Annotated in this window: 9 protein-coding genes and 1 riboswitch; of the genes, 7 read left to right on the forward strand and 2 right to left on the reverse strand. The window is 70.3% G+C overall.

From position 1 onward, the window contains the following. A riboswitch (cobalamin riboswitch) is annotated at positions 1-182 on the reverse strand. 134 nt (positions 183-316) lie between these two features. The 3 genes from ACWF62_RS02650 (at position 317) to ACWF62_RS02660 (ending at position 4,118) form a co-directional block, all read left to right on the forward strand. Next, positions 317-1,201, forward strand: a complete 885-nt coding sequence (locus ACWF62_RS02650) for a phosphoribosylaminoimidazolesuccinocarboxamide synthase (RefSeq protein ID WP_378507305.1) — start codon at positions 317-319, stop codon at positions 1,199-1,201. An 18-nt stretch (positions 1,202-1,219) separates the two neighbouring features. Continuing rightward, the gene (locus ACWF62_RS02655; RefSeq protein WP_378570119.1) at positions 1,220-3,343 is read left to right on the forward strand and encodes a S9 family peptidase; all 2,124 of its coding nucleotides are present in this window, start codon (positions 1,220-1,222) and stop codon (positions 3,341-3,343) included. A gap of 70 nt (positions 3,344-3,413) precedes the next feature. Next, complete coding sequence (locus ACWF62_RS02660; protein WP_378570120.1) at positions 3,414-4,118, forward strand: DUF2334 domain-containing protein; 705 nt, start codon at positions 3,414-3,416, stop codon at positions 4,116-4,118. Positions 4,119-4,134: 16 nt separating this feature from the next. Here the strand turns inward: ACWF62_RS02660 and ACWF62_RS02665 are convergent, their stop codons facing one another. Then, the gene (locus tag ACWF62_RS02665; protein ID WP_378570121.1) at positions 4,135-4,857 is read right to left on the reverse strand and encodes a TetR/AcrR family transcriptional regulator; all 723 of its coding nucleotides are present in this window, start codon (positions 4,855-4,857) and stop codon (positions 4,135-4,137) included. An 83-nt stretch (positions 4,858-4,940) separates the two neighbouring features. On the opposite strand from ACWF62_RS02665, the gene ACWF62_RS02670 reads away from it, so the two are divergent. Further along, a complete protein-coding gene (locus ACWF62_RS02670; RefSeq protein ID WP_378570122.1) occupies positions 4,941-5,318 on the forward strand; it encodes a VOC family protein in 378 nt (125 codons plus the stop codon). A gap of 7 nt (positions 5,319-5,325) precedes the next feature. Here the strand turns inward: ACWF62_RS02670 and ACWF62_RS02675 are convergent, their stop codons facing one another. Beyond that, positions 5,326-5,973, reverse strand: a complete 648-nt coding sequence (locus ACWF62_RS02675; RefSeq protein ID WP_378507300.1) for an MBL fold metallo-hydrolase — start codon at positions 5,971-5,973, stop codon at positions 5,326-5,328. A 140-nt stretch (positions 5,974-6,113) separates the two neighbouring features. On the opposite strand from ACWF62_RS02675, the gene purS reads away from it, so the two are divergent. From purS to ACWF62_RS02690, 3 genes are all read left to right on the forward strand, one after another. Beyond that, on the forward strand, positions 6,114-6,359 hold the full coding sequence (gene purS, locus ACWF62_RS02680) for a phosphoribosylformylglycinamidine synthase subunit PurS (protein WP_378507299.1): 246 nt from the start codon (positions 6,114-6,116) through the stop codon (positions 6,357-6,359). Further along, positions 6,356-7,033 (forward strand): phosphoribosylformylglycinamidine synthase subunit PurQ, encoded by a 678-nt coding sequence (purQ, locus tag ACWF62_RS02685; protein ID WP_378570123.1) that lies wholly within the window; start codon positions 6,356-6,358, stop codon positions 7,031-7,033. The genes purS and purQ overlap by 4 nt, the downstream gene beginning before the upstream one ends. 91 nt (positions 7,034-7,124) lie before the next feature. Then, positions 7,125-8,324, forward strand: coding sequence for a macrolide family glycosyltransferase (locus ACWF62_RS02690; RefSeq protein ID WP_452629351.1), 1,200 nt, complete (start codon positions 7,125-7,127; stop codon positions 8,322-8,324). Positions 8,325-8,368 lie beyond the last annotated feature (44 nt).

Consider the following 8,368-nt stretch of genomic DNA (forward strand, 5'->3'; position numbering starts at 1 on the left):
GTGCAGGCAGGTGTCGCGGCCGGTCTCCTGGCTCGGCAGGGTGACCGCCGACCACGCCTTCCCGGATGTGCGCATCCAGTGGCTGGGGCGAGCCCCGGGTGGTCGACCAACCTGCCCACAGTGGCGAGTACCGCGCCGGATTCGTACCGGACTTCCCGTTCACCGTGACACCGGGAGGAAGGATAGACGACCGGATGTCTGCCTTGTCCGGGTCGGTGCTGTACACCCGCGCCGAGCGAACGGCGCATTCGTTCGATGTGATCGACTGAACGCTTCCGTTCAGTCGGTCGGCGGGGCGGGCAGATAGGGTTGGTTCGTGCGCCCCTCACTTTCCGACTACGCCCACCTGGCCGGCGGCAAGGTCCGCGACCTCTACACCATCGACGACGAGCACCTGCTGCTCGTCGCGAGCGACCGGATCTCGGCCTACGACCACATCCTCAGCACCCCGATCCCGGACAAGGGGCGGGTGCTGACCGCGATGAGCGTGTTCTTCTTCACCCGGCTGACCGCCCAGAACCACCTGGCGGGCCCGCCGGACGACGAGCGGATCCCCGCCGAGGTGCTCGGCCGAGCCCTGGTGGTGAAGAAGCTGAACATGGTGCCCGTCGAGTGTGTTGCGCGCGGCTACCTCACCGGGTCGGGGCTGGCCGACTATCAGAGCACCGGCGCGGTGTGCGGTGTGCAGCTGCCGGAGGGCCTGGTCGAGGCGTCGCAGCTGCCGGAACCGATCTTCACCCCGGCGACCAAGGCCGCGCTCGGCGACCACGACGAGAACGTCGACTTCGCGACCGTCGTCGACCAGCTCGGCCAGAACCTCGCCTTCAAACTGCGCGAGGACACCCTCGACATCTATACGCGCGCCGCGATTTTCGCGTCTGAGCGCGGAATCATCCTCGCGGACACCAAGTTCGAGTTCGGGATCGACGCCGACGGCAACCTGGTGCTCGCCGACGAGGTGCTCACCCCCGACTCGTCGCGGTACTGGCCCGCCGACGGCTACGAGGCGGGACGGGTGCAGCCCAGCTTCGACAAGCAGTTCGTCCGCAACTGGCTGACCGGTCCCGAGTCCGGCTGGGACCGGGCCTCGGACACTCCGCCGCCGCCGCTGCCGCAGGAGATCGTCGACGCCACCCGCGCCCGCTACATCGAGGCCTACGAGCGGATCTCCGGGCTGTCCTTCGCCGACTGGATCGGGTGACGACATAGGCTGACGGGCATGAGCTCGCCTGATGCCGGACCCCCGGTCGCGAAGAAGGTCCCCCAGCCGCGCACCCATCACGGCGACACGTTCGTCGACGACTACGAGTGGCTGCGGGACAAGAGCGACCCGGAGGTCGTCGCGTATCTCGAGGCGGAGAACGCCCACACGGACGCGCGGACCGAGCACCTGGGGCCGCTGCGGGAGGCGATCTTCGGCGAGATCAAGTCCCGCACCCAGGAGACCGACCTCTCGGTGCCGTCCCGGATGGGGCAGTGGTGGTACTACTCGCGCTCGTTCGAGGGCAAGCAGTACGGGGTGCACTGCCGCTGCCCGATCGCGTCCGCCGACGACTGGACCCCGCCGGTGCTGACCACCGACGCCGAGATCCCCGGCGAGCAGGTGTTGCTCGACGGCAACGAGCTCGCAGAGGGGCACGACTTCTTCGCGCTCGGCGCGCTGTCGGTGACCCTCGACGGCAGCCTGCTCGCGTACTCCGTTGACACCGCGGGCGACGAGCGCTACCTGCTGCGGTTCAAGAACCTCGACAGCGGCGACCTGCTCGCCGACGAGATCGCAGGCACGGCGCCGGGCGCCACCTGGTCGCTGGACAACCGGCACGTTTTCTACCTGACCGTCGACGAGGCGTGGCGCCCGGACACCGTCTGGCGGCACGAATTGGGCACCCCGCGGTCCGCGGACGTGCGGGTCTTCCACGAGCCCGACGAACGCTACTGGGTCGGCTTCGGATCCACCCGCAGCGAGAAGTACCTGACGATCTGGATCGGGTCGAAGATCACCTCCGAGATCTGGTACCTCGACTCGGCGGACCCGGAGGGCGAGTTCACCGTCGTCCTGCCCCGGGAGGAGGGCGTCGAGTACGCCGTCGACCACGCCGTCGTCGGCGGCGAGGACCGCTTCCTGATCCTGCACAACGGTGCCGTGGACGGGGTGAAGGCGGAGAACTTCACCCTCGTCGACGCCCCGGTCGCCGACCCGAGTGAGCAGCGGACGCTGATCGAGCACCGCGCCGACGTTCGGCTCGAGGACGTCGACGCGTTCGCGGGTCATCTGGTGGTCACCTACCGGCGGGAGGCGTTGACCCGGCTCGCGGTGTGGCCGCTGACCGGGGCGGGCTACGGCGAGCTGCGCGAACTGGAGTTCGGCGAGGAGCTGTACTCGGTCGGTGCGGGCTCCACCCCGGAGTGGGAGAGCCCGCTGCTGCGGCTTGGGTACACCTCGTTCATCACGCCGAGCCGCGTGTACGACCTCGAGATCGCGTCCGGGGCCCTGTTGCTGCGCAAGGAACAGCCGGTCCTCGGCGGCTACGATCCCACCGACTACGAGCAGCACCGGGACTGGGCGACCGCCGCGGATGGGACCCGGATCCCGATCTCGATCGTGCGTCGTCGCGGCGCCAGCGCCGACCCGGCGCCGCTGCTGCTGTACGGATACGGCTCGTACGAGTCCAGCATCGACCCCGGGTTTTCGGTGGCGCGGCTGTCCCTGCTCGACCGCGGGATGGTGTTCGCGGTCGCGCACGTACGCGGCGGCGGCGAGATGGGCAGGCACTGGTACGAGGACGGCAAGATGCTGTCGAAGAAGAACACCTTCACCGACTTCGTGTCCTGCGCACGGCATCTCGTCGATACCGGGCGCACCGCGACGGATCGGATGATCGCCGACGGGGGCAGCGCGGGCGGCCTGCTCGTCGGTGCGGTCGCGAACCTGGCGCCGGAGCTGTTCGCCGGGATCCTGGCGAACGTGCCGTTCGTCGACCCGCTCACCTCGATCCTCGACCCGTCGCTGCCGCTGACCGTCATCGAATGGGACGAGTGGGGAAATCCCCTCGCGGACAAGGACGTCTACGACTACATGCGCTCGTACAGTCCGTACGAGAATGTCGGTGCCCACGACTACCCGGCGATCCTGGCGATCACCAGCATCAACGACACCCGGGTGCTGTACGTGGAGCCGGCCAAGTGGGTCGCGAAGCTGCGTGCGACCAAGACCGGCGCCGCCCCGCTGCTGCTGAAGACCGAGATGAGTGCCGGGCACGGCGGCGTCAGCGGCCGGTACGAGAAGTGGCGCGAGGTGGCGTTCGAGTACGCGTGGGTGCTGGACACGGTCGGCCTCGGCTGACGCCGGGCGGGTCCCGGATGCACCACTGCGCGTCAGGGCCCGTTCACCTTCGGCTGCCACGCTGGGGGTTATGACCGCAACGCTGATCGTGTCGGTGTCGGGAATCCGGGACGAGACCCGGGAGCTGGTTGCCGGGTTCGCGGGTGCGATGGACGCCCGCGGTGTCCGTCTGTCGCTGTTGGTGGCGCCGCGGCTGAAGGACAAGTATCGGCTGGTGCGCGACGAGCCGACCCAGGACTGGTTGCGCGCCCGCAGGGACCGGGGCGACGCCATCGTCCTGCACGGCTACGACCAGGCCGCGACCAAGAAGCGGCGCGCCGAGTTCGCCGCCCTCCCGCAGCACGAGGCGATGCTGCGTCTGGTCGCGGCGGATCGGGTACTGGAGGAGACGGGGCTGCGGACCCGGGCGTTCGCTGCGCCGCGGTGGCAGGCGTCGCCGGGGGCGGTCGCCGCGCTGCCCGGCGCAGGCTTTCGACTGCTCGCGGGACTGTCGAGCATCGACGACCTCGACCGCGGCACCGCGGTGCGGGCCAGGGTGCTCGGCGTCGGGGGCGGGTTCGGCAGTGAGCCGTGGCGGTGCCGGGCGCTGGTCCTGCGGGCCGGTCGGATCGCCCGCCGCGGCGGCACCGTCCGGCTCGCGGTCACCGCAAAGCAGTTGGCGCACCCCGGTCCGCGGCAGGCGATCCTCGACGCCGTCGACCTCGCGCTGCACCATCGGGCGGGCCCGGACGCCTACCGTTGGCGTCCGCGTCGCGGGGGCATCGAGGTGGCGTGAGGGCCGGCCCTGCGCGTCACTCGCGGGTCGGTCCGGTCAGCGCGTCGAGGACCCGCTCAAGCCCGAACTTCCAGGCGGACTCGGCGCTGTAGGAGCTGTTCATGGCCTCGCCCGCTGCGGCGCCGACCCGCCGGGCGAGCGGATGCGCGTCGCCGAGGTAGGTGCCCAGCGTCGTGTGCCACCGCACCCACACCTCTCTCATGTCCGCGGCGTGCGGGTCGGGCCGCCGGGATCGGGCGGCGGACCGGACGAAGTCGGTGACGAAGGTGAGGGCGGCGTCGCGGGCGACGTCGCCGAGGCCCATGCCGTCGAAGGCGTGCAGGTCGTGGTCGTACTTCGCGATCGTGCCCGGGCCGAAGGAGGCGCGTTCGTCGGTGACGTCGAGCAGCCACGGGTGCCGGGTGTGGAGCGCGAGTTCCTGGTCGGCGAGCTGGCGGATCCGGTCGCGGCCGGTGCCCGCCGGGTACGGCGCGGGCGTCCAGCCTGCCCGGACGGTGTCGACCATGAGCACGAGCAGGTCGTCGCGGGACCCGACGTGGGTATAGAGGGCCATCGACGAGATGCCCAGGTCGGCGGCGAGGCGGCGCACCGTCACGGCGTCGATTCCCTCGGCGTCGGCGAGGGTGATCGCGGCGTCGACGGCCTGCGAGGTCGTGACCTTCGAGCGTGGGCCGCGGCTGCCGCCGGTCGGGGCGGCGGGGTGCTCGCGCCACAGCAGGTCGATCAGATCGCGCGCCATCGGACACCTCCACGGGTGGGAATACTTCGCCGCGACACGTACTTTATACATTGCATAAGGTTTCCCGTCTCGATGGAGGTCGAATGAAGATCACCGGTACCGCCCTGTCCCTGAACGTCGCGGACCCCGCCGCGTCCGCGGAGTTCGCCGCCACCCATTTCGGTTTCACCGAGGCCATGGCCGACGACGGCTTCATCTCCCTCGCCCACCCGGACGCGGGCGTCAATGTGATCTTCCTGCGCACCGGACTCGGCACCTTCACGCCGGCGTCTATCGCCGGACCGGCGGGGCAGGGCCTGCTGATCGTGTTCGTCGTCGACGACATCGACGCCGAGTTCGCCCGCATCGCCGCCGCGGGCGCCGTCGTCGTCACCGAACCCGAGACCGAGCCGTGGGGTGAGCGCTACTGCCAGTTCGCGGACCCCAACGGCCTGATCTGGCAACTCGTGCAGTGGGTGTGAATCCCGCTCAGGACAGCTCGGTCCCCGATTCCCCGGGCAGCACCCGGAACTCGGTGCCGTCCGGGGCCATGTCGGTGTAGCGGCCGTAGAAGATCCCGGTCGCCTCGTTCGCGAGGATCGCCTGGTGGATCGGCACCGCGACCCGCGGCGCGACGGCGCGCAGGTAGTCGATCGCCTCGGCGATCTTCAGCCACGGCGCGGCGGCGGGGAGCGCGAGCACGTCGACCCGCTCGTGCGGGATGTACAGCGAGTCGCCGGGGTGTAGCAGCCGGGCCGGGTTGTCGTCGTCGCCGAGCAGGAACGCGGTGTTATCGATCACCGCCAGGTCCGGGTGGATCACCGCGTGCCTGCCGCCGGTTCCCCGCAGGTGCACCCGGCCGACGTCGAACGCGTCACCCGGGCGCACCGGGGTCCACCGGTCGCCGAACTGCGCGGCGGTCTGCGGGTCCGCGAACAGGGCGGCGCCCGGATTGGCCTCGACCAGCGCGGGCAGCCGGGCCGTGTCGGCGTGATCGGGATGCTGGTGGGTGATCGCGATCGCGTCCAGGCCGGTGATCCCCTCGAAGCCGTGCGAGAAGGTGCCGGGATCGAACAGGATCGTCGCGCCGAGGTGCTCGACGAGCAGGCAGGAGTGGCCGAAGTGGGTGAGCCGCATGCCCCCGAGTATGCGCTGGTTCACACCGCGGCGGGGCACCCGCGACCGTGTGCGCGAGCCAGCGGGGCGGACCGGTAAACTGCCAGTTGCCCGGCGTGATTCTCCCGGGCACAACCGCAGCACCAAGCGAGGAGCAGCACGTGGCCCGTGTCGTTGTCGAAGTCATGCCCAAGGCCGAGATCCTCGACCCGCAGGGGCAGGCCATCGTCGGGGCGCTGTCCCGGCTCGGCTTCGCCGGCGTGTCCGATGTCCGCCAGGGGAAGCGGTTCGAGTTGGAGATCGACGGCAGCGTCGAGGACGCCGAGCTGGAGAAGATCGCCGAAGGTCTGCTGGCCAACACCGTGATCGAGGACTGGGTCGTGCGGCGAATCGACGTCGAGGCATGAGCGCCCGCGTCGGAGTCATCACCTTCCCCGGCACCCTCGACGACGTCGACGCCGCCCGCGCCGTGACCCTCGCCGGCGGCGAGGCCGTCAGCCTGTGGCACGGCGACGCCGACCTCAAGGGCGTCGACGCGGTCATCGTCCCCGGCGGCTTCTCGTACGGCGACTACCTGCGCTGCGGCGCGATCGCGCGTTTCGCCCCGGTGATGGGCAAGGTCGTCGATGCCGCGAAGGGCGGGATGCCGGTCCTCGGTATCTGCAACGGCTTCCAGGTGCTCTGCGAGGCGGGCCTGCTGCCCGGCGCGCTGACCCGCAACCAGGGTCTGCACTTCATCTGCCGCGACCAGTGGCTCAAGGTGGAGGCCACCTCCACCGCGTGGACCAGCCGCTACGAGTCCGGCGCCGAGATCCTGATCCCGCTCAAGTCGGGTGAGGGCCGCTACCAGGCGTCTGAGCGGGTGCTCGACGAGCTCGAGGGGGAGGGTCGCGTGGTGTTCCGCTACTCGGGCGACAACCCGAACGGTTCGCAGCGGGGCATCGCGGGCGTCGCGTCCGCGAACGGTCGGGTCGTCGGTCTGATGCCGCACCCCGAGCACGCGACGGAGCCGCTCACCGGCCCGAGCGACGACGGGCTCGGCATGTTCTACTCGGCGCTGGAGAGCGTCGTCTCCGCCTGATCGGACGCTGACGGGAGGCCCCGGAAACTCACTGGAGTTTCCGGGGCCTCCCGTGTTCCTATGGCCGGGTCACCCGCACCGGAAGGAACCGATGTCTACCGCGCATATCGCCGTGATCAGCATTCCCGCACCCGGCCACGTCAACCCGAGTCTCGAGATCGTCCGGGTGCTCGTCGCGCGTGGACACCGGGTCAGCTATGCGAACGACCCGTCGATGGCGGCGGTGATCGAAGCCACCGGCGCCGAGTTGCGCCCCTACACCTCGACGCTGCCCGGCGTGAACACCGGCGGCTCGGGGACCGCGTCGGAGAAGTCCTGGGACGGCGACATGATCGACCAGTTGACGTTGTTTCAGGAGGACTATGAGTCGATGCTCCCGCAGCTGCGGGCGCTGTACGACTCCGACCGGCCGGACCTGTTCCTGTACGACATCGCGGGCGGTCCGGCGCGGATCCTGGCCGAGGAGTGGGGGATTCCGATCGTGCAGCTGTCCCCGACCTACGTCGCGTGGGAGGGCTACGAGGAGGACATGGCCCCGGTTCTCGCCCCGATCCGTGAGGAACCGAAGGGAATCGCGTACCGGGAACGGCAACGAAAGTTCCTGCAGGACAACGGTGTCACGGCCGACCCCGACGCCTTCTTCGGGCGGCCGCCGCGCGCGGTGGTGCTGATCGCGAAGTCGATGCAGCCCAACGCGGACCGAGTGGACGAGGACGTGTACACCTTCACCGGGCCTGCCCTTCCGCTGGATCGTGCGTCCGAGGGCACCTGGACGCGTCCGGCGGGCGGGTCGAAGCTGCTGCTGATCTCGCTGGGTACCGCGTTCACCGATCAGGCCGACTTCTACCGCCGCTGCGTCGCGGCGTTCGGCGATCTCGTCGGATGGCACGTCGTCCTGCAGATCGGCACCCAGGTCGACGTCGCCGATCTGGGTGTGGTTCCCGCCAACGTGGAGGTGCACCGCTGGGTGCCGCAATTCGACATCCTCCGTGAGGCGGATGCGTTTATCACCCACGCGGGGATGGGCGGGTCGAGCGAGGGAATGGTCACCGGGACACCGATGATCGCGGCGCCGCAGGCCGTCGACCAGTTCGAGAACGCGGACGCGCTCGCCACGGCCGGGGTGGCGGTGCGCGTCGACAGCGCGACGGCGACCGTGGCGGAGTTGCGGGACGCGCTCCGGACCGTGGACGGCCCCGCGATCCGCAACCGCAGTGACGCGCTCGCCGACGAGCTCCGGGCCGCGGGAGGGGTGCGGGCCGCGGTCGAGGTGATCGAGGGTTACCTCTGACCCTCGGCCGCGGCGATCACCGCGCGCAGCGCCGCGAGTTCGGC

The sequence above is a fragment of the Rhodococcus sp. NPDC054953 genome (assembly GCF_053609225.1).

Excerpts from the sequence above, each read along its gene's own strand:
- ACWF62_RS02665 (WP_378570121.1), bottom strand. The coding sequence starts at position 4,857 with ATGGCGCGCGATCTGATCGACCTGCTGTGGCGCGAGCACCCCGCCGCC.
- ACWF62_RS02675 (WP_378507300.1), bottom strand. The coding sequence starts at position 5,973 with ATGCGGCTCACCCACTTCGGCCACTCCTGCCTGCTCGTCGAGCACCTC.
- ACWF62_RS02655 (WP_378570119.1), top strand. The coding sequence starts at position 1,220 with ATGAGCTCGCCTGATGCCGGACCCCCGGTCGCGAAGAAGGTCCCCCAG.
- ACWF62_RS02660 (WP_378570120.1), top strand. The coding sequence starts at position 3,414 with ATGACCGCAACGCTGATCGTGTCGGTGTCGGGAATCCGGGACGAGACC.
- ACWF62_RS02670 (WP_378570122.1), top strand. The coding sequence starts at position 4,941 with ATGAAGATCACCGGTACCGCCCTGTCCCTGAACGTCGCGGACCCCGCC.
- ACWF62_RS02690 (WP_452629351.1), top strand. The coding sequence starts at position 7,125 with ATGTCTACCGCGCATATCGCCGTGATCAGCATTCCCGCACCCGGCCAC.
- purQ (WP_378570123.1), top strand. The coding sequence starts at position 6,356 with ATGAGCGCCCGCGTCGGAGTCATCACCTTCCCCGGCACCCTCGACGAC.